The 26,154-nt window shown below is 42.6% G+C and carries 22 protein-coding genes; 15 read left to right on the top strand and 7 right to left on the bottom strand.

Annotation, left to right across the window (positions count from 1 at the left end; translation table 11 throughout):
* Positions 1–37: 37 nt before the first annotated feature.
* On the bottom strand, positions 38–901 hold the full coding sequence (locus tag IGK85_RS10175) for a helix-turn-helix domain-containing protein (protein WP_008378664.1): 864 nt from the start codon (positions 899–901) through the stop codon (positions 38–40).
* A 1,047-nt stretch (positions 902–1,948) separates the two neighbouring features.
* Between IGK85_RS10175 and IGK85_RS10170 the strand changes: the two genes are divergently transcribed.
* The 3 genes from IGK85_RS10170 (at position 1,949) to IGK85_RS10160 (ending at position 6,423) form a co-directional block, all read left to right on the top strand.
* Complete coding sequence (locus IGK85_RS10170; protein WP_008378663.1) at positions 1,949–2,791, top strand: PRD domain-containing protein; 843 nt, start codon at positions 1,949–1,951, stop codon at positions 2,789–2,791.
* A 169-nt stretch (positions 2,792–2,960) separates the two neighbouring features.
* On the top strand, positions 2,961–4,862 hold the full coding sequence (locus IGK85_RS10165; protein ID WP_008378661.1) for a beta-glucoside-specific PTS transporter subunit IIABC: 1,902 nt from the start codon (positions 2,961–2,963) through the stop codon (positions 4,860–4,862).
* A gap of 91 nt (positions 4,863–4,953) precedes the next feature.
* Positions 4,954–6,423: a glycoside hydrolase family 1 protein gene (locus IGK85_RS10160; protein ID WP_008378658.1), complete on the top strand. Its 1,470-nt coding sequence runs from the start codon at positions 4,954–4,956 to the stop codon at positions 6,421–6,423.
* A gap of 49 nt (positions 6,424–6,472) precedes the next feature.
* On the opposite strand, the gene IGK85_RS10155 is transcribed toward IGK85_RS10160, so the two are convergent.
* From IGK85_RS10155 to IGK85_RS10145, 3 genes are all read right to left on the bottom strand, one after another.
* Positions 6,473–6,658 carry a hypothetical protein gene (locus tag IGK85_RS10155; RefSeq protein WP_008378656.1) on the bottom strand — a complete coding sequence of 62 codons (186 nt, stop codon included), beginning with the start codon at positions 6,656–6,658 and terminating at the stop codon, positions 6,473–6,475.
* Positions 6,659–7,004: 346 nt separating this feature from the next.
* Entirely contained in the window at positions 7,005–7,262 is a 258-nt protein-coding gene (locus tag IGK85_RS10150; RefSeq protein WP_008378653.1) for a hypothetical protein, read from the bottom strand.
* 106 nt (positions 7,263–7,368) lie between these two features.
* Positions 7,369–8,544 (bottom strand): helix-turn-helix transcriptional regulator, encoded by a 1,176-nt coding sequence (locus IGK85_RS10145; RefSeq protein ID WP_008378650.1) that lies wholly within the window; start codon positions 8,542–8,544, stop codon positions 7,369–7,371.
* A 160-nt stretch (positions 8,545–8,704) separates the two neighbouring features.
* Between IGK85_RS10145 and IGK85_RS10140 the strand changes: the two genes are divergently transcribed.
* The 7 genes from IGK85_RS10140 (at position 8,705) to IGK85_RS10110 (ending at position 18,361) form a co-directional block, all read left to right on the top strand.
* Entirely contained in the window at positions 8,705–10,906 is a 2,202-nt protein-coding gene (locus IGK85_RS10140) for a glycoside hydrolase family 3 N-terminal domain-containing protein (protein ID WP_008378649.1), read from the top strand.
* Positions 10,907–10,925: 19 nt separating this feature from the next.
* A complete protein-coding gene (locus IGK85_RS10135; protein ID WP_008378647.1) occupies positions 10,926–12,278 on the top strand; it encodes a PTS sugar transporter subunit IIC in 1,353 nt (450 codons plus the stop codon).
* A 9-nt stretch (positions 12,279–12,287) separates the two neighbouring features.
* The gene (locus IGK85_RS10130; protein WP_035006625.1) at positions 12,288–13,193 is read left to right on the top strand and encodes an ROK family protein; all 906 of its coding nucleotides are present in this window, start codon (positions 12,288–12,290) and stop codon (positions 13,191–13,193) included.
* Complete coding sequence (locus IGK85_RS10125; protein ID WP_008378642.1) at positions 13,186–14,550, top strand: glycoside hydrolase family 1 protein; 1,365 nt, start codon at positions 13,186–13,188, stop codon at positions 14,548–14,550. Before IGK85_RS10130 ends, IGK85_RS10125 begins: the two co-directional genes overlap by 8 nt.
* Positions 14,551–14,553: 3 nt before the next feature.
* Complete coding sequence (locus IGK85_RS10120; protein ID WP_008378639.1) at positions 14,554–15,525, top strand: alpha/beta hydrolase; 972 nt, start codon at positions 14,554–14,556, stop codon at positions 15,523–15,525.
* A gap of 2 nt (positions 15,526–15,527) precedes the next feature.
* Positions 15,528–17,228, top strand: coding sequence for a DUF4091 domain-containing protein (locus tag IGK85_RS10115; protein WP_008378638.1), 1,701 nt, complete (start codon positions 15,528–15,530; stop codon positions 17,226–17,228).
* 245 nt (positions 17,229–17,473) lie between these two features.
* Entirely contained in the window at positions 17,474–18,361 is an 888-nt protein-coding gene (locus IGK85_RS10110; RefSeq protein ID WP_005235175.1) for an SDR family oxidoreductase, read from the top strand.
* An 83-nt stretch (positions 18,362–18,444) separates the two neighbouring features.
* Here IGK85_RS10110 and IGK85_RS10105 read toward each other — a convergent pair whose 3' ends face one another.
* Positions 18,445–19,950 carry a helix-turn-helix domain-containing protein gene (locus IGK85_RS10105; protein ID WP_005235177.1) on the bottom strand — a complete coding sequence of 502 codons (1,506 nt, stop codon included), beginning with the start codon at positions 19,948–19,950 and terminating at the stop codon, positions 18,445–18,447.
* A 184-nt stretch (positions 19,951–20,134) separates the two neighbouring features.
* Between IGK85_RS10105 and IGK85_RS10100 the strand changes: the two genes are divergently transcribed.
* Genes IGK85_RS10100 through IGK85_RS10090 form a run of 3 tightly spaced genes read left to right on the top strand, consistent with a single transcriptional unit; the run spans position 20,135 to position 23,954 of the window.
* Positions 20,135–20,710 carry a WxL domain-containing protein gene (locus IGK85_RS10100; RefSeq protein WP_008378634.1) on the top strand — a complete coding sequence of 192 codons (576 nt, stop codon included), beginning with the start codon at positions 20,135–20,137 and terminating at the stop codon, positions 20,708–20,710.
* A 16-nt stretch (positions 20,711–20,726) separates the two neighbouring features.
* Entirely contained in the window at positions 20,727–21,776 is a 1,050-nt protein-coding gene (locus IGK85_RS10095) for a DUF916 and DUF3324 domain-containing protein (protein ID WP_008378633.1), read from the top strand.
* Between the two features lie 18 nt (positions 21,777–21,794).
* The gene (locus tag IGK85_RS10090; protein ID WP_008378631.1) at positions 21,795–23,954 is read left to right on the top strand and encodes a lectin-like domain-containing protein; all 2,160 of its coding nucleotides are present in this window, start codon (positions 21,795–21,797) and stop codon (positions 23,952–23,954) included.
* Between the two features lie 54 nt (positions 23,955–24,008).
* On the opposite strand, the gene IGK85_RS10085 is transcribed toward IGK85_RS10090, so the two are convergent.
* A complete protein-coding gene (locus tag IGK85_RS10085) occupies positions 24,009–24,185 on the bottom strand; it encodes a hypothetical protein (protein WP_005235184.1) in 177 nt (58 codons plus the stop codon).
* A gap of 455 nt (positions 24,186–24,640) precedes the next feature.
* On the opposite strand from IGK85_RS10085, the gene IGK85_RS10080 reads away from it, so the two are divergent.
* A complete protein-coding gene (locus IGK85_RS10080; protein ID WP_005235188.1) occupies positions 24,641–25,009 on the top strand; it encodes a DUF7006 family protein in 369 nt (122 codons plus the stop codon).
* 278 nt (positions 25,010–25,287) lie between these two features.
* Positions 25,288–25,650 carry a hypothetical protein gene (locus IGK85_RS10075; protein ID WP_008378626.1) on the top strand — a complete coding sequence of 121 codons (363 nt, stop codon included), beginning with the start codon at positions 25,288–25,290 and terminating at the stop codon, positions 25,648–25,650.
* Between the two features lie 50 nt (positions 25,651–25,700).
* Here the strand turns inward: IGK85_RS10075 and IGK85_RS10070 are convergent, their stop codons facing one another.
* Entirely contained in the window at positions 25,701–26,135 is a 435-nt protein-coding gene (locus IGK85_RS10070; RefSeq protein WP_008378623.1) for a MarR family winged helix-turn-helix transcriptional regulator, read from the bottom strand.
* Positions 26,136–26,154 lie beyond the last annotated feature (19 nt).

Here is a 26,154-nt window from a genome sequence, read left to right as displayed (position 1 = left end):
GCTTGTAAGTATATAGGATGATTCAAAGGGAAGAATGTTAAATGGAGATATTCGTCACGGTATGAATCAAGTTTTGCAGGTCATTTTTATGGTTCTGGTAACCGGCTTGTTCGATAACGATTAAGCTGTTTCTTAACACTTCTTTGTTTAATTGAGAAGATTGCAAATAGGAGTAAATTTCTTGATACAAGACTTGATGGATTTTCAAATAAAAATACAGAGGTGTATTAGGCAAGGGATGAGACAAAAGCAGAAACTTGTTAAGCAGATAGGAATCCTTACTTTCACTGGCAAAGGCGCAGCCATTTAAGATCACAACACTTAACAGATTTGCATAAAAGGGATCATTGGCATAGCGAAGAATTTTTTTGATCCCATGATCTAAATAGTAACTGATGGTTTCTTGGTCGAAAATAAATAACAAATTTGAGAATAAGTTCAACTCAAAGCGCCCCCAGGTTTCGATATCAAACAAGTATTGCTTTACCAGTTCAACTTCTTGGGTGTAAGCTCCTCGATTCATCAGAAATGATTCACGGTTGAGCAGCAGCAGGCCTTGGACATACAAAGAATAATAAAAAAAATTTTGTGTCTCAAAGTAGCGTTCCTCAAGGCTAGTCAAGTAGTCGATAGTCAGTGTTCGATCATAGTATCGGGTATAGAAATCTTGCACCAGCTGACGTTTCTGTCCTGTGGCTTCGCTGTCGATCAACAGACTGAACTCATGAACCGTGATATTCATTTTGTCTAAGTAGTCAAACAAGGTTTGTGAAGAGAGATTTGTTTTGCGATTTTCGAAAGAAGAAAGGGTGGTGCGAGAGGAAATACCTTCGGCAAGCTTGGCTTGCGAGATTTTGCGATCTGTGCGCAGTTTTTTGATTAAAGAGCCTTGCTGTTTCATGGGGGACCTCCTTAATTGTGACGCATTTCTGAACAATGTGATTTTAATAACATGTTATCAAATATAATAGGGTATAGCAAATAATAAAGGAGGTCGTTTTTCATGGAATTTGAACCATTTGGTCCTTGGGAAATCAACCCATTTAAAAACTAGTACAGGCTTTCATTTAGATACTTGTCATTGAAGGATCAGTGACAGATTGATAAATGAAATTTAGTTTACGTCCTGCTTTTTTCGCGGCGAACTGCGAACATTCTAAGCAGGAAAGAGAAGATCTTGAAGAATCGAAAGGTTATTTGGTTGATTCCCCCACTCAAAGAGACCTTTTCGTTTGTGGAAGTCATGAAACGCATGAATCGCGCAAGGTGGTCAGTCCCATTGAATGTCTGTCATGCACCAGACCTTCCCCAATTTTCTGATTCTTTGTGATTGATCGTCTTTCCAGCATCATACTTCCAGCTATGACCGTAATGCACGAAGATTACGGTTTTTTGTGGTCTTATTGTGCTACACAGTAAACCGTGTATTTCAAGTGAACTAAAAGACCAAAGCTAGAAAAGAAATTCAGTGAGAACGATAGTGAAAAATAGTCAAAAACAAAAAAAGAAAAACGTTTGCAAAAAAAGTGTTGACATTTTTTCTCAGAATGAGTACTATTATCTCAACGGAACACGAGAGTGTTCTCATTACTGGATTCGTTACTGTTCGGCAGGCAAGACCAGAGGAAAAAAGTGCATTGATTACCCAAAGTTTCTTGGGTTGTACACTTTTTTGCTTTGGTCTTCTTTTTTTGCTCCATTATTTCTATTCGCTAAAAAAGAACCGGTTCCAAGGTAAGGTCCAGTCATTGATCATCAAAGGAGGGGAGAAGTAAAACGCAATGAAGTGCCAGCTAGGTTTGACGATATCCTGCAGTACTGCCTGGAGCAGACATTCACCTCGTCACTTAATGGCAAGTCAGAGAAAGAAAAAAATACAAGACCTTCTGCATAGACGTCAAACGATGCAAAGCTGTGTATGCGCTATGCTGATCAAGGAGGATCGTTCGTGAAGATTATCAAGAGGATCAACAACAATGTTGTACTTTCAAAAGAAGATGAAGTTGAAGTGATCCTAATGGGAAAAGGGATCGGCTTTCAAACGAAACCGGGTGACCTGATTCCGGCTGAGCGAATCGAAAAAAAATACTACCCAGAAGATGACTTGACAGTGGAACATATGTCGAAAGTCATGACGAAGGCTGACGAGAAACAAATGGCCGTCATTTATGAAATCGTGCGTCTTTTTCGGGAAAGTGTTGGAACCGATTTCAATCCAAACGTTTATTTCACACTGATGGATCATATCTTGTTTGCCATCAGTCGTCAAAAGCAAGAAATTGTTTTGACCAATCCCATGCATTGGGAAATCAAGAAAATCTATGCCAAGGAATATGCGGTCAGTGTCCAAGCGGTCGAGTTGATCCGCAAAGAGCTGTATCCCGATTTTTCGCAAGAAGAAGCTGCGTTTATCACTTTGCATTTCGTCAATGCGCAAATTGAAAAAAGCGCCAATCAAAGTGCCTATGAGCACACCGAGTTGACCAACAATATTTTACGGATCGTTAAGTATAGTATGAACATCGAGTACGATGAGAATTCTTCCTACTTCCAACGGTTTGTGACCCACATTCGCTATTATTTAATTCGACAAAGTCAAGAAAAAGAAGAGCCAGTATTGGCTAATCCGATGATTGCCTTGGCTTTCAGCAGCTATCCGAAAGAAAAAGAAACCGCAGATTCGATCAAAGAATACTTATTTGAACAAAAGGGCTGGCATGTCAACGATATGGAATTGATGTATTTGATTCTGCATATCGGTAACTTAGCCGCTCACTCAAAATTAACCTAAGAATGGAAATGGATTCGTTACAGTTCGGCTGGCAAGACCTGCACTTTCTTACAATACTCGTTGAGGAGACCCGTCTCGTTTTTTATGGGTGATACTCCTGCTTGTTTATTGTAGAAATGGCCGGTCTTTTTATTTTTATTAAATGATCTATTAAAAAGGAGAAATCAAAATGGCAAAATATACTGAATTAGCACAAGACATTTTGGCCCACGTTGGCGGCAAAGAAAATGTCTCTTCTGTAAAACACTGTGTGACTCGCTTACGTTTCCACTTAAAAGACGAAAGCAAAGCAGACACAGATTATTTGCAAAAACGTGACGGTGTCGTGACCGTTGTCAAAGCAGGCGGACAATACCAAGTGGTTATCGGTAATCATGTGCCAGATGTTTACGATGAAGTGCTGAAAGTCGGCGGATTAGCCGATGGCGGCAGTCTTGATATCGACGAAGGCGACGAAAAGAAAGGCAGTTTGTTTGACCGCTTTATCGATGTCATCTCAAGCTTGTTTCAACCGTTCTTAGGTCCATTAGCGGCAGCCGGTATTTTAAAAGGGATCACGGCGCTACTTGCAGCAACTGGGATGGAAGCGACCAATGGAATCTATGTAGTAATGAATACCCTAGGCGATGGTTTGTTCCAATACTTACCTATGATCTTAGCCGTAACTGCTGCAAAGAAATTCAAGATGAATACCTATACAGCATTAGCGATTGCAGGTGCGATGGTCTATCCTGGTTTAGCAGAAAGCGTTGCTGAAGCGAGCAAAGTCTTTGGTCTAACCTTGACCTTACCAGCAGGTGGCTACTTTAATAGCGTACTGCCGATTATTTTAGCGATTTTTGTCGCTTCGAAAATTGAACAGTTTATGCGCAAAGTTATACCTGATGTAGTCAAAATGTTTGTGGTTCCTTTTGTAACGATTTTGATCACTGTGCCGTTGACCTTCTTTGTGGTAGGTCCAGTCGCAAATACAGCATCTAGCTGGATCGGTATTGCTTTCCAAGCGGTTTATGATTTCAGCCCAATCATTTATGGATTTGCTTTAGGGGCATTATGGCAAGTATTGGTAATGTTTGGTCTTCACTGGGGTCTTGTGCCATTGGCGATCATGGATATGGCGCAAAACGGCTCTTCGATTATTTTGACCGCCGCTGTGCTACCATGTTTCACGCAAACGGGTGTGCTAGCAGCGATTTGGTTGAAAACGAAAGAACCAAAAGTCAAACAAGGCGCAATGCCAGCATTGATCTCATCGATCTTCGGTGTGACTGAACCTGCGATCTACGGTTACACTTTGCCAATGAAAACACCATTTATCGTTTCTTGTTTAGTTTCAGGTTTCGTTGGTATCTACTTGTCAATCTTTAACGTTACTGGTTACGCAATGGGCGGTATGGGCATCTTCTTGTATCCTGCATATATCGATCCAGCAACAGGCAGCTTCCATAGCGTGATCCACTTAGCCATCGGTACAGTTATTGCAATCGTAGCGTCATTTATCATCATGATGTTATTGAAAGTACCAACTTTGTATACAACTGTTGATTCACCAGTCGACGGTCAAGCAACACCAGCAGCACCAGCACCAGAAGTAAAAACCGTTTCTGCCAGCGTCAAAGATGAAACAGTCAAAAGTCCAGTAACCGGTCAAGTGGTTGCTTTAGCAGATGTGGAAGACAAAGTCTTTTCTTCAGGTGCTATGGGAAAAGGGATCGCCGTTGAACCAGCGATCGGTGAAATCACTGCTCCAGCAGATGCAGAAGTCAAAATCTTGTTTCCAACAAAACATGCCATCGGCTTAGTCACTGAGGATGGGACAGAATTATTGATCCACATCGGCATGAATACGGTGGAACTTGAAGGCAATCACTTTACTGCCTACATCAACCAAGGAGACAAAGTCAAAGCCGGTCAAAAATTGATCTCTTTTGATACTGAAGCGATTCGTGCGGAAGGCTATTCCTTACTGACACCAGTCATCGTCACAAACTCTAACGACTACAGTGACATCCAAACGACACAGTCAAAAGAAGTAACAGCGAACGACAATTTGATCGAAGTCGTAAAATAAATGCGTTTATCGGCACGTCGTAGGATCAGTAAGAATGCTTTCTTACTGATCCGCTGTGTCGATCAATAAAGAAAAAGAAAGTAGGCTAATCATGACAGAAAAACAATTTCCAAAAGGCTTTTTATGGGGCGGCGCCACTGCAGCCAACCAATTTGAAGGAGCATGGAACGAAGGCGGACGTGGCCCAGCGACATCCGATACGGCGATCGCTGTCAAACCAGAAGACCGTAAAAACATGGCAGAATTTGCTGCACCAATGACTCGGGAAAAAGTCTTGTTTGCCTTAAATGACAAAGAAGGCTTGTATCCAAAACGTTGGGGATCAGATTTCTACCATCGTTACAAAGAAGATATCGCCTTGTACGCAGAGATGGGCTTTAAAACGTTCCGTCTGTCCATCGCTTGGTCAAGAATTTTTCCAAATGGTGACGATGTTCAGCCAAATGAAGAAGGCTTGCAATTTTATGACAACGTGTTTGATGAGTGTGCAAAATACGGGATCGAACCCTTAGTGACCCTCTCTCACTACGAAACACCTATCGGGATCGCGTTAAACTATGGCGGCTGGAAAAATCGCCAAGTGATCGATTTGTTCGTCAAATACGCAGAAACTGTGTTGACCCGCTACAAAGACAAAGTCAAATATTGGTTGACCTTCAATGAAATCAATATCATGGGGATCTCTGGCTATGTTGGCGGTGCCTTGTTATCCGAAGATGGCACGCAAAACCTTTCTGACATGTATCAAGCTGTGCATCATCAATTTGTGGCTTCTAGTTTAGCAACAAAATTTGCCCACGAAATCAATCCTGATATCAAAGTAGGGATGATGTTGGCACGGATGCAAGCCTACCCAGCTACACCAAATCCAGCAGATGTGATGGAAGAAATCAAGCGTGACCACGAGAATCTCTTCTTCTCTGATGTCCAAGTTCGTGGGAAGTATCCAGCGTATACGAAGCGCTTCTTTAAAGAAAACGGCATCGAAGTGACCTTCGAAGATGGCGATTTAGACATTCTTGCGCAATACCCTGTCGACTTCATGTCCTTTTCTTACTACATGAGTTCTATTGCCCGCCACAATCCTGAAGAAGGCGGCGAAGCAACGGCCGGCAACTTTTCTTTAGGCGAATCAAACCCTTACTTGGAAGCCTCTGACTGGGGGTGGCAAATCGATCCAATCGGCTTGCGTGTGACTTTGAATAACTTGTACGACCGCTACCAAGTACCATTGTTTATCGTTGAAAACGGCTTAGGTGCCTTGGATACGGTGGAAGAGGATGGTTCGATCCATGACAGCTATCGAATCGATTATTTGAAGGCGCATATCGAACAAATGTATGAAGCGATCGAAGATGGTGTGGAATTGATGGGCTATACGCCTTGGGGTTGTACCGACTTAGTTTCGGCTTCAACGTCAGAAATGTCGAAACGTTATGGCTTTGTCTATGTAGACGCGGATGATGAAGGAAATGGCAGCTTTGATCGTTCTCGCAAAGATAGTTTCTACTGGTACAAAGAAGTCATTGCCACCAATGGCGGTAGTTTGTTACAGGATTAAAAATAAACCAAAGCGGCTCTCAAAAAAGAGAGCCGCTTTTTTGTTGTGCTCAGTAAAAAAAGAAGAGAAAGGGGGTTAGCAGCTGCCATGCTAGAAAGATCAATGAAACAGTCAACGCCCATTTTTTCATTTTGGGCTTAGGCACAAGGGATTCGGGCATCAAATAGACGAGAGAGAATACTGTAAGAAAAAACAGCAGGGTCAGTGGTTGGACGACAAAGGTCAGCCAGTTCATAGGGTAAGCTCCTTTTATGAGGATAGATGATTTGTTCTTTTGTGTTATTATTTTGCAAATTCATTATATATTTAGTTCGTTAAAAAGGCAAGGAGCTCATGGAATAACGATCGTGTGCAGGAAGGGGGGAGAAAAACGAGTGGCACATCCTTGTATTTTGATTCGAATCTTTCTAGAGTAACACAGTAAGCTTGAGGTTAGAATCAGAACTAGCAATAAAAAAGCCCCTTTTCAGGGGAGGGGAGCTCTTTAAAAAGATAGGAAGAAACCCGTGTATTTGATGGAGCTATTGGTCCCTAGTTGCTGGGGACCTGACTAATTTACGTGGAAAACCCGCCACTGTCATTCACCGTTTTCTGATCCTCAAGTAGAAAATAAAACAAAGAAGACTAGCCGAAATCAAGAAACCCATAAAATAGAAAGTTAGCTGCATGTCAGGCATCGTATAGGAATACTCTAAAATCTTACAAACAAAGATCACTAAAGAAACCGTGATGGATAAGGAAACCCATGTGAAACGCGGCAATCGTTTCGTTACGATGATCAATCCTAACGAAAAAAAGATGACTGGTATCCAAAAGATCAAGCGAGCAAGATGGATCATTTTATCTCTCCTCATTCAAATTGATTTGAGTAAAAGGATAGCTTACAACGTTTGTTATTAAAAATAATAACCATTGTTTCTGAGCATTTTTTCGGAAATTGTGTCTTTAACTTAAAGCATGAGCGTAATGTTTCTCTTTAAATTCTTTTGGTGTTTGCCCGGTAACGGCTTTGAAATTGCGGATAAAATGGCTTTGATTGGCGAATGCCAACTGGGTGCTGATTTTTTCGTAGGAAAAATCTGTGAACAGCAATAGATGTTTGGCTTCACTGATTTTTCGTTCCTGAATGTAACTGTGGATCGTTTTGTTCATTTCTTTTTTGAACTGATTACATAGATGGGTCTTATGTTTTTGAGTGATGGCTGCGAGGTCATCAATGGTCACTTTTTCATAGAGATGGCTGTCGACATAATTAACAATCGTCTTGACCAACAGTGATTTTTGCGCCAGCGGATAGCTATGCAGAAGCTCCATAAAGCGGTAGGTGGCTTCTTTGATATAGCGGAGGCACTCCTCGGCAGAATGAATATAAACCAGACCTTGGATCAATGAATCAGATAAGCCGAATGCTTGGTTGACTGGTACTCCTTCATCAATGCTCATGCGGGTCACGACAGCGACAAAGGCCGAAAACTTTAGTTTTAAGCCTTCCAGTTCATGAGGGGAAAGGGAAACACTGTAGGTCTCTTTCATTTTGTTAAATACCCAGACTACTTTTTCCGGCTCGTTTCGTTTGATGTAGTCAAGATAGCGCAATTCAAAATGATAGGAATCAAAGGTAGCTTCATGCACACGGCGTTCATAAAGATTAGTTTCCAAGCTAAGATCTGTTTGCATGGATCGGTCGTGGGATTCAGTTTGGTAATGCCAATGGATTTGGTCTTTTGCCAACGGCTGCTCCGCAAACAGCGTATAAAGCAGCTGGATGTATTCTTCAAAGGAGTATTTGTCTTCTTTGGAATAGTGCACATTGTAGTGGTATTCATGTTCAAGAAATAGGTAAGACGTATCTGGTGTACCAATCACTCCACAGGGTCCGATGACCATATAACAGGTTTTTCCAGCTAACTGAAACGCAAAACAACCAAGCATATATTTGCCGAAATGATAGAGATTTGCAACTGGGCCGTTCGTTTCTTCCAAATAGTGTTTCAGAGGATTCTTGGCTGTTAAGGTGAGTGGGGGATACAGCGGAGTCCCTTCTTGATCCAAGAGAATCATCGGGATCAAATATTTGCGATAAAGCAGATCCATGGCGGTCGTAAGTGTTGTTTTGTTCATGAGACACCTCAAAGTCCAAACATTGTTTTTTCTTTTAGTATAACGTAAATTTTTTAGCATTCAATAAACAATTTATTATAAACACTAGTTTTTTAGTATATCTAAGGAAGGATTCTTTCTATAATTCAGATAAATAAAACGGTTACAGGAAGGAGTAAACATGGATAGTAAAAAATTGAAAGAATTGTTTCAGCAATTGACGCCAGAAGAAAAAATCGCTCAGACGATTCAATTGAATGGCAGTTTAGTCATTGAAAATGAGGTGATGACTACTGGCCCGATGCAAGATTTAGGGCTTCCACCAAATTTGAAGATTCACGAGATTGGTTCGATTTATAATGTGAACGATTACCAAAAATTGATTCAGTTACAGAGGGAAACGTTAGCACACAGCCGACTAAAGATTCCTATGCTGTTTATGTCGGACGTCATCTACGGGTTTCGAACGATTTTTCCGATTCCCCTTGCCCAAGCAGGTTCCTACGATTTTAATTTGATCGGGCAAGCCGCTGAGATGACCGCCAAAGAATGTTACCAAAATGGCCTTCATGTGATCTTTTCACCCATGCTGGATCTTGTTCGCGATCCTCGCTGGGGCAGAGTGATGGAGTCGCCAGGAGAGGATGTGTATACTGCCAAACGTTTTGCTAAAAGCGTCGTGACCGGCTACCAAGGCAATCTTGATCAAGGAGTGGCAGAAAATCACGTTGCTGCTTGCATCAAACATTTTGCTGGTTATGGTGCACCCGAAGCGGGCAGAGAATACAATACGGTCGATATGTCCAATCAGCGCTTATTCAATGAATATTTGCAACCCTATCAAGCGGCGATCGAAGCCCAAGCACTGCTAGTGATGACGGCCTTCAACATATTGAATGGTGAACCTGCAACGGGTAGCCGCTGGTTGAACCGAGAGATTTTGCGCGAACGTTTCGGTTTTGATGGGGTACTGGTCTCCGATCATGCCGCCATCAAAGAATTGGTCCCCCACGGTTTTGTCAAAGATGAACGGGAGGCCGCTCAGAAAGGTTTGGAAGCGGGCGTTGATTTTGATATGATGACATCGGTCTATGCGACGCATTTGCCAGAACTGATTAAACAACCCGAATTAGCCGCGTTGCTGGATGAAGCAGTCTGGCGAATTCTCGTACTAAAAAATCAATTAGGTTTGTTTGAGGAACCCTATCGAGGGTTGAAAACGCAACAAACTGGAGAGGTTTTGTCGGATAAAGCCAAAGAGCTAGCCGTTAAGCTAGTAGAAAAAAGCTGTGTGCTGTTAAAAAATGAGGGCAGCTTACCTTTGAAAAAGGACCAAACCGTCGCTGTGATCGGTCCTTATGGAGAAAGCCGGTTGACCTTAGGTTTTTGGGCGTCAGTCAGCGGCAAGCCACAAGACACGATTCCTTTAAAAACCGGTTTGCTGCAGCATTTCGCACCCGAAAACTTGATCTTTGCTCGTGGATACAATCTATTCGACTCGTATGAGCAATTTGGTCCTTTAAAAGCCGGGATCGAACAGCTGAATGGACCGATCGAACCAGAAGATCAGTTGCTTTTGGAAGCCATGGAAGCCGCCGAAGCCGCCGAAGTTATCGTCTTGACTTTTGGAGAGCAGTTTTTGGAGAGCGGCGAAGGGGCATCAAAAGCTCATTTGCAGCTGCCATTGAAACAAATTCGTTTGATCCAAGCGTTGAAAAAAACTGGCAAGCCTTTGATTGGCGTGCTTTATACTGGCAGACCGTTAGTCTTAACACAAGTGGAAGCATTATTTGATAGTCTGTTGCTCGTATGGTATCCAGGAACGATGGGCGGGATCGGGATCGCCAATCTGTTGAGTGGGCAGGCTTCTCCGACGGCAAAACTGGCGATGACCTTTCCTCGGAGTGAAGGACAGATCCCACTATACAGTGCCCAACTGCCAACGGGCAGACCTTTGACAGATAGTGAGCATTCTGATCGCTTTTTGTCAAAATACCGCGATGAATCAAATGAACCCTTATTCGCATTCGGAACAGGTCTTAGTTACAGTTCGTTTACTGGTGAATGGCTTGGTAGTGAAGTATCTAGCGAGACAATCCATTTGGCTTATCGAGTGAAAAACCAATCGGCAATAGCTGCAGAAACCGTCATCCAAATTTATCTCATGCAGCGCCCAGCGGCAATGGTTCGTCCAAGTCGCCAATTAATTGCGAGTGACCTCATCTCATTCGCGCCCCAAGAAGAAAAAGAGCGCAGATTGTCACTGCCGTTGTCAGAACTTGTTTTCTATGACAATCAAGGGAAGAAACACATAACCAAAGGTACTTATCGATTCCTAATGCGGATCGATCAAAAAGAAACGATGCTTAGTGTAACGATCTAAACTAAAGGAGTGAGAAAGAATGGAAAAATTAGAAGCATTTTTAAGTAGCAAACTATTACCAATGTCACAAAAATTACAACAAAACAAAGTATTGGCCGCTTTGATGGAGGGTTTTATTCGAACAAGTCCCATCACTTTAGGAATTGCGTTTATCACGATCATTGGAAATTTTCCGATTCCTGGTTGGACGGACTATTTGACGAAAATTGGCATCTTCCAGCATGTTGAAGCGATCACCAACGGAGCAACTGGCGTTTTTGCCTTGTATGTTGTATACAGTTTGGCGTATTCTTACGCAAAACAATTAGGAAGCAATGAACGCAATTCAGCGATTATTTCTTTAGCTAGTTTCATTATGTTGATGCCACAAACCGTCGCAACAACTGTCATGCAAGATGGCCAAGCAGTGGAACAAACGATTGGTGCCTTGAAGCTTGATTTCTTAGGCGGGCAAGGACTGTTTATCGGCATGCTGACCGCTTTGTTGGTCACTCGCTTTTATGCTTTCTTATCGAGAAAAAACATTATGATCAAGCTACCGGATAGTGTTCCCCCAATGGTAACCCAATCTTTAGCACCAGTGTTTGTTGTCACGATCATTTTTGCAGTCGTCTTTGTCTTACGTGTCTTATTTGGGTTTACTTCATCCGGTTCGATTTTCCAATTCTTTATCGATGTGATCAATGCGCCGTTGAACTCCTTAGTTGCCAGCCCGCTATCGATCATCATCATTATGGAATTATTAGCTGTTTTATGGTTTTTCGGAATTCATAATGCAGTTTTACAAGGACCACTCGGGGCGATTAGTATGACCATGGTCGTTTCAAATATTGCCGCTTACCAACAAGGACAAGCGCTGCCTTATCTGATTCCTTCAGTGATTTATATGGGCATGTATGCTGCTGGCTTCATGGGCTTTGTGACCTTCTTTATGATCCGCAGCAAATCGGCAAAAATGAAACAATTAGGAAAATTGTCGTTTATCCCGTCGATCTTTAACATCACAGAGCCAATCATGTTCGGGATGCCGATTATTTTGAATCCGTTGTTCTTTATTCCGCAAGTCTTTACACAATTGATCGCTGGCTTTGTGACCTGGGGATTGGCGACAACGATCCTCCCAATCAGTTTGAATCCAACCATGAGTCTATTGCCATGGACTACACCGACTTTTATCAAAATGCCCTTTTCAGGAGGGCTCAATTACACGATCTTGATGGTTATCTGTATGCTGATCGGTATTGTTATGTGGTATCCGTTTCTAAAAATTGCGGATAAAAAAGAGTACGAATTAGAAATGGCTGCTGAAAAAAAGCAAGCAAGTGAAGCAGCAAAAATGACAGAAAAAGTCGTGGAAGAAATTCAAGCGTAAACAAAGGAAGTGGCACATTTGGTTTATTTAGGAATTGATATCGGTGGGACGCACATCAAAACGGGATGGGTTGAAAAAAATGAAGTCACCGACGGACGAAGTTTTCCCACCCCGGCAACGCTGGCGGCATTTAGTGAAACTATCAAAACGATCCTCCAAAGCTATGCCCGTCAAGTTTCTTTCACGAAAGTGGCTATCGCAGTCCCTGGTTCAGTTAATGAAACAGGGACGGTCTTCTTTGGTGGTGCCTTGCGATACCTTGATGGGGTAAATTTGCCAGAATTGATCTGCCAGTTAAGCGATGGCATGGTGACAGAGGTTACTGTCGAAAACGACGCAAAAGCCGCCGCGCTAGGGGAAATGAAAGCCGGCAATCTGCAAGGGATCCAAAATGGTGCGGCAATCATTTTAGGAACAGGTGTGGGAGTTGGTCTTTGTCTCAATGGAAAACTCTATCGTGGGCATCATGGACAAGCTGGTGAAGTCAGTTTTATGATTCGTGACCGACAAATGAGAGGCGCGGACTCTTTTGTGGGAATCGGTCTTTCGGCTGTCGGATTAATTGAGCGTTTGGCTGCTAGTATGGCTATCGCGCCTGATGGTCCTTTGGTCTTTGATACCCTTACGAAAACTGCTGATCCTGAGGCAGAGGCTTTATTTTTAGCTTATACCAAAGAAATCGCTGTCTTGTGTTTCGATCTTCAGTGTCTTTTAGCTCTGGAGAAAATCGTTATCGGTGGCGGGATCAGCCGTCAGCCACGCTTGATCGAAGCCATATCTAGCAGCTATCAAGCTATTTTTAAAACCGCACCAATCATTGAGAAAACGCTGCAGCCAGTTGCGATCCAAGCCGCTTATTTTCAAGCGGACGCCAACTTGATCGGCGCAGCCAAGGAGGAACCGTGGGATGAGTAAATTTCCGGAAGCATTTTTGTGGGGAGCATCCACTAGTGCTTATCAAGTAGAGGGCGCATGGGCAGAAGACGGCAAAGGTCCCTCAGTGCAAGACATCAAAGAGATTCCGCAAGGGACCACTGATTTTAAAGTAGCATCAGATCACTATCATCGCTATGAAGAAGATGTGAAATTGTTTAAAGAATTAGGGTTAAAAGCCTATCGTTTTTCTATATCATGGAGTCGAGTCATGCCCGATGGTCAGGTCAACCCAGCAGGATTGGCGTTTTATCAAAACCTGATCGATCTGCTACTAGAAAACGAGATTCAACCAATCGTCACCGTATTCCATTTTGATCTGCCCGTTATGATCGCGAAGCAAGGCGGGTGGGAAAACCGAGAGACGATCCAAGCATTTGCTGATTACTGCCAAGTACTGTTCGAAAACTTTGGCCATCAAGTCCCGCTATGGCAAACCATCAACGAGCAAAATGTGATGGCACTTGCTGGTTCGGTCATTGGGACGAGTCAAAAATCCATGAAAGAAAAATTTCAAGAAAATCATCATATGCTAGTGGCACAAGCATTGGTGACCCAACAGTTTCATGCCGGTAATTTTAGCGGCAAGATTGGCCCAGCACCGAATATCGCCAGTGTCTATCCAGCTTCTGAAAAACCAGCCGATCAGCTGGCAGCTCTTTCTATGAGTGCGCTGAGAAATTGGTTATTCCTAGATGCGGCTGTTTTCGGCACATACAACCATAACGCATGGCATTTGTTAGAGACGATTGGTGCAGCACCGACAGTCACTGAAGCAGATCGAAAGATTTTGGCGGCTGGAACATGTGATTACATCGCATTGAATTATTATAATACGATGACCGTCAGCAGCTATTTTCAAAAAGAGACAAAACTCGATCAACAGTCTGGTTTCGGGATTCCCGGCTTTTTCCAAGCAGTAGAAAACACCCATTTGCCCATGACTGAATTCGGCTGGCCGATTGATCCAGAGGGCTTTCGTTTTACGTTGAACGAAATCTATTCCCGTTATCGTCTGCCTCTTTTGATCACGGAAAATGGCATTGGTGCCAAGGATGTTTTGACAACTGATGGTAAAATCCACGATGATTATCGGATCGACTACTTGCAACAGCACATCGAACAAATGGCGCTCGCAATCGAAGACGGCGTCGATGTGATCGGCTATTGTCCATGGAGTGCGATTGACCTAGTCAGTACTCATGAAGGCATCGCTAAACGCTACGGGTTTATCTATGTCAATCGTACGGACGAGCAGCTGTTGGACTTGGCGCGATACAAGAAAGATAGTTTTTATTGGTATCAAAACGTCATCGATAAAAACGGGTTAGGAGAGTAAGCGATGTTTTTTCAGGAATATCTATTTGATCCAGAAGCGCAAGCCGGTTTGACAGTGTACCTGCATGAGGAAAAAGCCGAGTATGAACGGGTGGGCGATCGTCCGTTTGTCTTGGTGATTCCCGGTGGCGGCTACTCCTTTTGTAGTGAGCGGGAAGCTGAGCCGATTGCTTTAAATTTTGCTGCCCAAGGTTTTCACGCCGGGGTCTTACGCTATCATGTAGGGACACATCGCAGTTTCAGCCATTCCTTAGCAGATGCAGAAAAAGCGATTACTAAAATCCGAGAACTTGCAAGTGAATGGGGAATCGATGCCGAAAAAATCGCTGTGATCGGCTTTTCTGCCGGCGGCCATTTGGCAGCGGCGTTATCAACACTCTCCTCAATGAAACCGAGCTTATGTATTTTAGGCTACCCAGCGATATTGTCTTCATTTGCTACTGTGATGAAGATCGATGCCCCTTCATTAGAGGAATGTGTCACAAAAGATACGCCGCCCACCTTTTTGTTTTCAACCTTTGAAGACAATGTCGTTCCTATCGAAAATTCATTGGCGTATCTGCAGGCCCTAGAAGATCACGAGGTTCCCTTTGAAAGTCATATTTTCCAAAAAGGACGTCACGGTCTTTCTTTGGCGACCGAACGCTTCGGTAATCGTAAAGAAATAGTTGATCCACGTTTTGCCCGTTGGTTTGATGAATGCGTCGAATGGCTAGAGTTGAACTGGGCAGATAAAGTTGCCCAGCCAGCTTTGTTTCCTGATTTAGGGCAGTGGCCAATTCGGGCATTACTCGAGTCAGGTGAAAACAAACGCTTGCTGTTGCAGGCTTTTCCATCATGGGCAGACAAAAGCCGCTTAAAAATCGTAAAAAACATCAGCTTGCAGCAACTACTAACGATCATGCCAGAAGCTTTTGAGAATGTTTCTTATCAAGCGCTTGTTTTGCAGCTGATTGATCCTAGAAAGGAAGAGTAAAAATGAAAGCAATCCTGGTCCATGAAAGCTATAAGGCTTCAACAGAATTGATCACCCAAGAGCCACAAGCGATTGAACAGTTATCAGCTGTTCGTAACAGTACTGCTGCTTGTCAGTTGCTGCTGCACGATGGCAACCGCAATCATTATATTATTGGCGACGAGTTTTCGATCCCCGATGAAATCGAGATTCCCATGATACGCGTTGAGATTTTTAGCGAATTGCCGGTCAAAGCGCAATTCGTCGACTATTATGTCGGTCAGCAGGAATTGGCGTACGCCGATAAATTACTTGAACGAACTGCCAAAACCTATCCTGGCGATCGCTTTGCACCACTTTATTTGGAGTGGCAGATCGATAAGACGATCAAACCGAAAGTTTATCCCGTGAAAATCAAGGTCTATCGGGCACACTTGACTAGCCAAGAGGAGTGCTTGTTAGAAAAGAACCTAACGATTGAAGTGGACGCTTTTACTTTTCCAAAAGAATATTTAGAAACGTTCCACTTAAATATGTGGCAGCAGCCCAGCAATTTGGCTCGCACCTTTGACGTTCCGTTATGGAGCGATGCCCACTTTGACTTGATCAAGGAAATGGCTGAGAGTCTCGCTGCGATAGGACAAAAAGCGATCACAGTGATCGCCGGAGAGATCCCTTGGAAGGGCTGGTTCAATTACATCGTCAAAGATTATCCCGCCAATTTATATGAGTATTCGATGGTAAAGGTCAAAAAGACGCCAGACGGAGAACTGTCCTGCGATTTTTCTGTGCTGACACGTTACCTTGATTGTTTTTTTGCTGCGGGCATCAAAGATGAAATTGATGTGTTTGGTTTATTAGGGGTCTGGGAACCGCCATTTTTTCCGTTAGTCAACTTGGACCATCCAGAAAAATTGGTGATTCGCTTTTATGATGAGGGGAAAGGCGCCTTTGGCTTTATTAATCAAAAAGCTGAGTTGCAGGAGTATCTACGCCAAGTATTTGATTATTTTAAAGGAAAGAATCTGTGGGAGAAGGTTCGCATCGTTTCTGACGAACCGAAGAAACATCAAATCGACAGTTTCCGAGCCTCGTTAGCTGTTTTAAAAGAAATTGATCCGTCGATCCAGATCAAAGCTGCTTTTGATAAAGAAGACGTGTTATTTGAGCTGCTGCCAGTGATCGATCATCCTGTGACTTCCTATTACTGTACTTGCAACCATTACGAAACACTAGCACAAAGCCATCCGGGCAAGATGCAGTACTATGTCTGCAATTATCCCGACAAACCAAATACCTTTTTGCATAGTCCCCTGTTAGAGACGCGAATGCAAGGAATCTTATCGTATCAGTTCAAAACAGACGGCTTTCTGCGTTGGGCCTACAATTGCTGGCCAGAACATGCTCGGTCCGATATTCGGTACAATACGAGCTCACTACCGATCGGTGATCTTTGTTTCGTCTATCCTGGCAATCACGGACATTTATTGTTGTCCCTAAGGTATAAACAACTACAGCGGGGGATTGAAGATTTCTATCTCTTGAAGACCGCTCAAGCTGCACAACCGCAGCAAACCGACGCCGTAGTAGCAGATTTTCTTAAAGTTACAGACACGAAACACTGGATGATCGACAGCCATCACAGTCATCCCGATGTTTTTCTACAGACCGCGGAGGAGATGGAGGCCTTTCATCGGGCCCTCCTCGAACTGCTAGAAAAGTAGCAAAATCAAACACTGCACCCAGAAATTTCACTACGATTTTCCAGAAGAATAGTGAGATACCTGTGGGCGTTTTCACTACTGATTCACGCAGCTTTTTCGTTTTACTAGGCATCTGTTTTCTTACAGATGCTTTTTTTCTGGTGAGCGTTTCGTTTTTCATTCCCTCCATCTTCCTTTACACTTTTAAGTAAGGTCATAACAAACGATGACAAATAGAAGTAGAAATAATCAAGGAGGAAACGAGCATGTCAGAAAAAATCAACAATCCGTTAACGAAGTATTATGATGGCAAATTTGAAAAACAGGTGCAAGAAGCACCGGCAATTCAAGGAAAGATGCAGCCAGTACCTGATTGCGGGGAAGAAAGCTACGCAGGTTCAGGCAAATTAGCTGGACGCAAAGCATTAGTGACCGGTGGTGATTCTGGTATTGGTCGAGCAGCAGCGATTGCTTTTGCCAAAGAAGGCGCCGATGTTGCAATCAACTATCTTCCTTTTGAAGAAGAAGACGCGCAAGAAGTCAAAGCAGTCATTGAAAAAGCTGGACGCAAAGCAGTTTTGATCCCAGGAGACTTGAAAGATGAAACTTTCGCTCGTCAATTGGTTCATGAAGCAGCCAAAGAATTAGGCGGGTTAGATACGTTGGTTCTAAATGCTGGGATGCAACAAGCGGTGAAGGACATCAAAGAGTTGACTACACAACAAATTCAAGATACCTTTACAACGAATATCATCTCGATGTATTGGACAGTCCAAGAAGCGTTGGATTATCTGCCAGCTGGTGGGAGCATCATCACGACCACTTCGATCCAAAGTGCGGAGCCTAGTGCCCATCTTTTAGACTATGCAGCCACGAAAGGTGCTATTACTTCCTTTAGTAAAGGGCTAGCTGCTCAATTAAGTGAAAAAGGCATTCGGGTCAATACGGTGGCTCCTGGTCCAATCTGGACACCACTTCAAATTTCGGGTGGACAGCCACAATCTGCGATTCCAGAATTTGGTCAAAAAGAACTGATGAAACGTGCTGGACAACCAGTCGAATTAGCACCAGTCTATGTTTTCTTAGCCTCTGATGAAGCAAGTTATGTAACTGGTCAAGTTTACAGTGTAACTGGCGGTAGCTTCTTCGCTTAAAATTCCTAGGACTAAAATAGTAGAAAAAAAGCTCGAGCAAAGAGGCTCGGGCTTTTTTTGCGGATGAAAATGGAATCGGCAACTTATTTTCCTTGTTCGGCAAACATCTTGGTCATCATCAGTTGATTGATCTTTGCAAAAACGGCTGCCCACTCTTGCTCGGCTTGCAGGTTAGACAGTAAGACTAATTTTTCGGAAAACATCACTTCTTCATAATTATCCGTGATCAATAAATCTGCGGCTTCCATTTGTTTGACGAAAGTCACAGAAGCTTTAGAATAAATCGAACGAATCCTCGTCTCAATCATTTGCTTTGTGCGGTATTGAATCGTCGTTTGAATATAGATCGACACGGTCGGGGGCGTATTCATCTGTGTTTCCAAATACAAGAGATGAGCCAGATAAGGCAACTGTGTCTGTTCAAAATACTCTTTATCCAAGTCAGCAAATGGATACTTTTCAACATGGGTCAGTAAAAGTGTGCAGATTGCTTCATAGGTTCTGTCTTTGGAAGGAGCATTTTCAGTCAACAGTTGGTGTTCTAGCTGCCACACTTCCAGAAGATCGATGCCGATAATGATCGATAGATTGAAGACCAGTAGACAGCTGCTTAATAATTTTTCGAATTCGGCGGCTTCCTGACTTGGAGCAAAGGTATCGTGCCAATCTTTGATCATTGCAGTGAAAAAGCGCACAAGATCAGTATCAGAATGTTTGATCTCTTGGATGATCGTTTGATTCTTTTCTTGGGGAACAACCCCTGGCAAAAAGACATGCAAAAAGAAATTCAAGTAAAGATACTCTGACTGAAGCATCTTTTCTGAGGCATAATCGGCACTCAAAAAAAGTGATTCGAGAATTTCTTCTGGTAAAAAACAATAGAAATTCATCAATCCCATGTATTTTTCAGGAATCGGCGGTAAATATTTTTTCTGGATCGTTCGGCTGACCACTGCTTGCCAAAATGCAGCGAGTTTATTTTTCGTCAACGGATCAAAGTGAGAAACAGCAAAGAATGCCGTAAATTCTTCGACATTTTTATGGGAAACACTCGGCAAAAGCCACAAATCAGCAGGCGCACTTTGGGTCAAGAAACTGTAGGTGAAAATACGGATATCAAGCTCTTTTCCAGCAAGAACGATGCGATTATTCAGGTCTGTTCGAATTCGGATTTGAAATTTTTCCAATAGTTGGTTGATTTTCTTGATCAACCGATACATATGCGATTGGCTGACATGCAAATCCAAACATAATTGAGTCAAGGTCATTTGCGGGCGCCCAATCAAGTAATGAATCAGGTTATATTGTGTGGAGTTGAGCAAGTAATGATACATCAATTGTGCATAGAAAGGTTCATCATCTTCTGTTCGATCAAGAAAATACTGATTGTAATGATTTTTTGATAGAAGCAGGTGAGGTGAGAGCAGCTGCAAATCTTCATTTAAAAAATAGATATATTTTTGCAGGCTTTTTTGCGGGATATTCAAAACTTCTGACAGTTGGACCAATGTCACTCCGTTGGAATTGCAGACAACTTTGAAAATCTCTAATTTCTTTTCTTCTGCGGGAGAAATGAATTCTCGATACATAAGGGATTCTCCTTTTTGGCGTTTTTTTTACGCTAAATCTGTGAACCGTATGATAACCATGATGGATTATACTTATGATAGATGAGAATAGAATGAAAAAACACCAATTAAATTATTATTTTTTAAGGCTGTTTTTTTGATGACCCTCGGTTTCTCATAAAAAAAAGTGAAGGAAGAGATGAAAATGAACAAAAAGGTACGAATGTTAGGTTTGGTCGGAATGGGTTTAGGAATGGCGCCCACTGCGGCAGCTGCAGCAGAAGCGAATCCAACGGCTTCAATGACGAGTCAAGCAACACTAACGATCGAACAAGGAATCTTGTCACTGGATCAGGTGACCAATTTTAACTTCGGTACAAGCAGTATCCAAGATATCGCTACCGATGAACAAGTAATTCAAACAACGTCGGATGAAGTGACATCGATCACGGATTACCGTGGACCAAATCAAGCTGGCTGGCAGTTGACTGCGCAATTATCGAAAATGACGAATGCCAGCGATAACGAGCTAGCAAATGCCAAAGTCACTTTAAATGGTTCAACGGCTTCGGGCGATGCAACGCTAGTATCGGGCACCGAATTGATGGTAGGGGCAACAGAACCTACATTGATCGCTTCTGCTAATGGGACGACCGGCTTAGCAACCAATGACTTTAACTTTTCCAATGCTTCATTAACCGTACCAAAACAAAATGTGAACAGCGGCACTTATAGTGGAACGATCACTTGGACATTATCAAACACCTATCAAGCAGAATAGCAAGGAAAGGGCGACAATGAAAAAACAAATCAAGTGCTTCGTACTCATTAGTTTCTTTATCAGTTTGTGTTGCTTTACGAAAGTCACCGGTCATGCACAGGCCACACGGTTCACTGTAACCCCAGAACTTCCCCAAAATCAAGTCAGTGACGTCAGTTATTTCGACTTACTGGTAAATCATGAGACCGAACAGAATTTGACCGTTGCCCTTCATAATACAAGTTCAGAGCCGTTGACCATTAAAGCAGCAGCACTAAATAGTTATACGGCCTCTACTGGGATCATCGCGTACCAAGCAGAACAGACCGCCGAAGAGAACCAAGGAATCTCGTTTAGTCAATTGATTGAAAATCCGAGACAGACGATCCAGCTTGACCCTGGAGAAAGTCGTCAGGTCCATTTTACCCTTTCAATGAAGGCAAAAGAATTTGCAGGAGAAATACTTGGTGTGTTTGACTTTGAAGAAGAACCGGCGGAAACAACTGAAAGTCAGCAAACAAATCTGCAAGCCAACTATAAAATTCAACAAGGGGTCCGCTTGCGTCAGAATGTAGCAACCATGCCTGACCCCCAGTTGTCTTTGGTCAATTCTGAGGCGGTGGAAAGATATGGTTCTACAGCTCTCAAAAGTAGGATCCGCAATGATCAGCCCACAGCCTTTGGCAACATCACTGTCAAAACAGTGATACGTGAGCAAGATAGCGGCAACAAGGTCGGTGGGTTTTCTGCAGAGAATTTTCAAATAGCTCCGAATTCGGTTTTGGAGCTGTTTAGTGCCTTTGATCAGAACATTCTCGAACCGGGGACCTATCTATTACGGATTGAGTTGAATGCGCCTAAAGGAACATGGGTGTTTGAGGATTCGGTGGTGGTTGATCGCAAGCAAGCCAACCTTATCAACCGTCAGACAACGTTAGGTGCAGCGTATCTTCAAAAACAGTACTGGCTCTATGCAGGAGGGCTACTTCTCTTCCTGTTTGTCCTACTTCTCTTGTTCATTTTATATAGGAGACGTAAAAAAGCAGAAGCAGATGTTAGGCTGTCAGTGCAAGAAGAATCAGAATGAAGAAAGCGGAGGACAGTGATGAAAAAGTTTGGCATTATCCGATGGGGCTATGTGTTCTTTTTTAGCATTTTGCTGCTATGTGGGAAACAAGAAATCGTCCATGCTGCGGTATCTGCGCCAGATTTTCCTACGTTAGCGATTGACGATTCTCTGATCACTCCTGTGGGACAAGCGGGGTCGCCACAAGGGGAACCGGGCGTTAATTATGTTCAGATTAATGATGGAGCTACTACCAACTCCAGTGGTGGTGTCTGGTTCAATAAGCCGGTTTCTTTTACTCGCTCTTTTCGGTTAGAAATGGCATTTTGTATCGATAATACAGCAACGGACAGCGATGGGCTCGCTTTTGTGATGCAAAGCAATGGCTTAAATGCGCTGGCAGAACAAGCAGGACCGACGATTGGCGTCTGGTCAAATACAGGAGGAACGACTCCTTTAAATACGGGGGCAATCCCGCAAAGTTTTGCGATTGAATTCGATACGTTCTATAATAATGCCGGTTTGACTGGGGACGGTATGATGGATCGCGATGTTCCTTCCGGCCATCATATCGCATGGAATTTTCCCGGCTCAAATGACGCATATACCACCGATGGCTGGCTGATTATCGATAAAGTCTTAAATCATCGTGATACGGTATCAGTAAGTGATATTTCCGATGGGGTGTGGCATAGTTTTACAGTAGTTTTTGATCAGCCAACGCAAACGTTGCGTTACACCGTACCAGATTTCGGTGTTGATGTGACGGTACCTGTTGATGACACCTTCAAATCAAATTTGAACCTGACTAATAGTGCACCGGTCTATTTTGGTTTTACTGGTGCAAACGGGGGCTATGTTCAAGAAAAAGCAGTGGCGTTTGTCGATGTTGAAGGATTAGTAGAACTTGAGATGCGAACCGGTGTTTTTGAAAAAGACCCAGTCAAACTATTGTTGGATACTGGTACGACACTTTCCCAGCCAGCCACTGTCGACAATAGCAAAACCATTACTTATGCGACCTATCTCTCCTATAAAAGCACCAGTGATCTAGCTGACTTGGAATCGGGAATCTTGCTCTCATCGCTTTTTCCAGAAGGACTATCATTAGTTCCCGAGGCGGTTTATTTTGGAAAAGCCAGTGAAATCATGGTTAATGGCATGCCGGAAGGCGGAACTGCCTTACCTTTTGTCATTGAAAATGGGCAATTGGTTGCGACACTGCCTGACATGGTCAAAGGGGATGAATACATCGTTCACTTTTCCGTCAATTACACAGAAGCGCCGCTCAATCAGAATTTAGATATAGCCATCCCTGTCCAAACTGTTTTTAATGGAAATGCTTTTGTTTCCAGTATGACGTCAGGTGATCCAGAAATTCATTATTATCAAATGACTGGAATCTTTCCACCAACGCTTACAACAGGTTCGGCGTCATTGGCAGAATCAAAAGCAGACCTGCAGATCGTGCGGCAAAAGCGCAATTCCTATATACCGATCACGATTGATGACCAAAACTCGACCCAAGCCAAAATATATGTCACGGAGTTCTTTACGGAGGATGTGACAATCACCGAAACCGATTTCTCTGAAGCAGCGTTGGTTGAACGGGGAACATTGTCGGAGCCGCTAACGGATACATTGGTGTTAGACACCGAAGAACTAGAACCAGGCACAACCTATTATCTGGCTTCCTATGTGATCGATACAGAAGGCAATCGATCGGCGACACGTTATTATGGGATTGACTTTCGTGGGATTGTAGAATTTCAGCGTGCGCCTGCTTCAATCACAGCGACAGTGACCTTGAATGAACTGGTACGATCCATCAGAGACGATGGCTTTGCTTATATAGCGATTGCTTTTGATCAAGAAGCCCTTTTGTCTATCAGCAATACCAGCGAAGGAACCTGGCAGTTAAGTGGACAGATAAAGGATTTTATGCTAGAGCAGCAACTATTGGCAGAAGAAATTCAGTTGGTACTCTATGATCCGGTGACCAATCAGCTGGTGGCTTCTGTCACTTCTGAAGAACAAGTGATTTTCCAGCAGGAGCCAACAGGAGCAACGGACTTAACCTTGGATCTTCAGGAATATGATTGCTACTTTCGCTTTTTCCCCAAGTTAGATTTGATTTTACCAGGTACCTATACAGGCACAGTCAACTGGCTGTTGGAGAGTACAATCATTAATGAATAGAAAAAAAAACGCCTAGAAGGCGTTTTTTTCGTCTAAAAGTTTATGTCGGTCCCTTTAACTTTGGCGGCTTTTCGCAATTTTTAAAACTAATGATAGGCCTGCTAAAGCAAAACTGCCGTATTTAACGAATTTTTCCAAGGATTCTAAGGTTTGCTGTTTTTTGTGTTTGCAGTCTGGACAGCTTTTTTCATGGGCATTCATTTTTTTTCCACATTTACAATGACTCTTCATCTGTGATCCACTCCTCGTTTCGTTTTATTTTGATGACTTTCTATAATTTAATTATACATGTTGTATAAGGTTCTGTCTGAAATTATGCTGTGTAAGACGTTTGTTAAAATGAGAAAAAACCTACGTTTATTGGGGGGAGGCGTGGAAGTGTGTAATTGCGAGGCTATTGGCAGTTACAGAGCCCGATGGGTAGGAATCGCTATAGATAAAAAAGGAAGGAAATCTGACAATTTTCTCATTTTCGATAGGTGCTGAATCGCTTTGCTTATCAGTTTAGCAAAATTTTGCTATTGTGGAGTAAGATTAGGGGACAAGAAAAGACGCTTCTCTTTTTTTTCTATATTCTATCCTTAATCTGAGAACGAAAATCACCGATAGTATGCTATATATAAGAACAAGGAGCCATCCTTGACAATGTCGAATATGGCATTTGAATGAAAGGATTGATGAAATAAGTGATTTCTTCAATAATTTATACCGATACAAAGGCTTATTTAGATAAAGTGCTAGACCAAGCACTGTTGGATCTACTAAAATCTGATTATCCTAAAGTCTATGAACACGTGCAAAACTTGATTGTTGCTATGGAACAAACGATCCAACAAATTGACAGCACAAATTTTTGGCGGTTGATGCCGGAAATTTTAGGCTATGATTCTCGCTTTGTTTTGTTGAACTCGCTGCAATTGTCAGAAGACAAACTGTTGACGGAAATCGAGATTATTCAGATGATCGAACGTGATTTTCCGAATTTGAATAAAGAATTTTGTGGCTATTCCTTAAAAGAACAAGAGCATGAGAGTTTGATCTTCAGTGTTCAATAAACACTTCTCGTAGGAATATCAAGTAGAGTAAGAAAACGACTAGCTGATCTAGTCGTTTTTTTTTATCAAGAAAAAGAATAATTAAACATGTTATTTATCATTAAAATAAAAATTATTTTGAAATTATGAATAAAATAGATTATTATTGGTATATAATCCTTTTAGTGAAAGAAAAAACAATCGAAAAAAGGAAGAGGAAAGCCAGCTGACTGAAATAGCTGCGATTGTTTTAATTTAGAAAATAAGAACCAGCCTCATCGGCATGGAAAGGAGCAATTATGGATTACTTGAGTTTTTCAAAAAAAGAGTGGGAAGTCTTAGTTTGTTTTTGGGCTGTGGATGAACCTCTGTGCTGTACAGAATTTAGTGAACGTTTCGGCTTAAACCGTAACACATCACTGTCCGTGATTCGCAAGTTAGTAAACAAAGGAGTTCTGGAGATTGCAAGTATCAAAATGAGCGGATCAGTCTTGGCTCGTCGCTTTCAGCCAGCTGTAAGTGAATTGGAGATATTACAGACAGGCCTAACCGATGACCAGATTTTTGAATTAGTGAAAATCGCCATCAGAAAAATCGAAGATCCTGAACAATTAACCCAGTTGCTAAATGTGATTGGTGAATTGAAAACTAAAGCTTCTTAAAGAATACTCGTTTGCATGATAAAAAAATGATCCGCTGTGAAAACAGCGGATCATTTTTCTTGTTCTTGAAATTTTTGTACCATTTTTGTCGTCAATTGATGGAGCACGGACAGTTCTTCCGGTTCAAGAGGCAAGAATTCGGTCACTCTGTAGGGGATCTCTAACGCTTGTTCATGGAGCGCTTTGCCTGAGTCAGTCAATGTGACCCGCAAAGAACGTTCATCGTCTTGATTTCGATTTCTTGCTAGGTAGCCTTTTGCTTCAAGCTTTTTTAAAACCGGTGTCAGTGTGCCAGAGTCGAGACATAATTGCTTCCCCAATGCTTTGACACTGATCGCTTCATCTTCCCATAACACCAACATCACTAAATATTGGGTATAGGTCAAATTCAACGGGTCCAGTAAGTCTTTGTACTGTTTGATAATTTCTTTTGAAGCGGCGTATAGAGGAAAACACAATTGGTTTTCTAACGCTAAGACATTCATGTTTTCACCCCTTTTTCTA

The organism is Enterococcus sp. AZ015, assembly GCF_050499225.1.
In the GTDB taxonomy this organism is placed as follows: domain Bacteria; phylum Bacillota; class Bacilli; order Lactobacillales; family Enterococcaceae; genus Enterococcus_D; species Enterococcus_D entomosocium.
Note: the sequence above shows the minus strand (reverse complement) of the source record. Positions and strands in the feature narration are given on the sequence as shown.

Bases quoted from the DNA above. Each gene is read 5' to 3' on its own strand.
- IGK85_RS10105 (WP_005235177.1), bottom strand. From the start codon at position 19,950: ATGTATCGAGAATTCATTTCTCCCGCAGAAGAAAAGAAATTAGAGATT.
- IGK85_RS10140 (WP_008378649.1), top strand. From the start codon at position 8,705: ATGGATAGTAAAAAATTGAAAGAATTGTTTCAGCAATTGACGCCAGAA.
- IGK85_RS10135 (WP_008378647.1), top strand. From the start codon at position 10,926: ATGGAAAAATTAGAAGCATTTTTAAGTAGCAAACTATTACCAATGTCA.
- IGK85_RS10125 (WP_008378642.1), top strand. From the start codon at position 13,186: ATGAGTAAATTTCCGGAAGCATTTTTGTGGGGAGCATCCACTAGTGCT.
- IGK85_RS10160 (WP_008378658.1), top strand. From the start codon at position 4,954: ATGACAGAAAAACAATTTCCAAAAGGCTTTTTATGGGGCGGCGCCACT.
- IGK85_RS10070 (WP_008378623.1), bottom strand. From the start codon at position 26,135: ATGAATGTCTTAGCGTTAGAAAACCAATTGTGTTTTCCTCTATACGCC.
- IGK85_RS10150 (WP_008378653.1), bottom strand. From the start codon at position 7,262: ATGATCCATCTTGCTCGCTTGATCTTTTGGATACCAGTCATCTTTTTT.
- IGK85_RS10165 (WP_008378661.1), top strand. From the start codon at position 2,961: ATGGCAAAATATACTGAATTAGCACAAGACATTTTGGCCCACGTTGGC.
- IGK85_RS10155 (WP_008378656.1), bottom strand. From the start codon at position 6,658: ATGAACTGGCTGACCTTTGTCGTCCAACCACTGACCCTGCTGTTTTTT.
- IGK85_RS10085 (WP_005235184.1), bottom strand. From the start codon at position 24,185: ATGAAGAGTCATTGTAAATGTGGAAAAAAAATGAATGCCCATGAAAAA.
- IGK85_RS10100 (WP_008378634.1), top strand. From the start codon at position 20,135: ATGAACAAAAAGGTACGAATGTTAGGTTTGGTCGGAATGGGTTTAGGA.
- IGK85_RS10075 (WP_008378626.1), top strand. From the start codon at position 25,288: ATGGATTACTTGAGTTTTTCAAAAAAAGAGTGGGAAGTCTTAGTTTGT.
- IGK85_RS10090 (WP_008378631.1), top strand. From the start codon at position 21,795: ATGAAAAAGTTTGGCATTATCCGATGGGGCTATGTGTTCTTTTTTAGC.
- IGK85_RS10115 (WP_008378638.1), top strand. From the start codon at position 15,528: ATGAAAGCAATCCTGGTCCATGAAAGCTATAAGGCTTCAACAGAATTG.
- IGK85_RS10145 (WP_008378650.1), bottom strand. From the start codon at position 8,544: ATGAACAAAACAACACTTACGACCGCCATGGATCTGCTTTATCGCAAA.
- IGK85_RS10110 (WP_005235175.1), top strand. From the start codon at position 17,474: ATGTCAGAAAAAATCAACAATCCGTTAACGAAGTATTATGATGGCAAA.
- IGK85_RS10095 (WP_008378633.1), top strand. From the start codon at position 20,727: ATGAAAAAACAAATCAAGTGCTTCGTACTCATTAGTTTCTTTATCAGT.
- IGK85_RS10120 (WP_008378639.1), top strand. From the start codon at position 14,554: ATGTTTTTTCAGGAATATCTATTTGATCCAGAAGCGCAAGCCGGTTTG.
- IGK85_RS10175 (WP_008378664.1), bottom strand. From the start codon at position 901: ATGAAACAGCAAGGCTCTTTAATCAAAAAACTGCGCACAGATCGCAAA.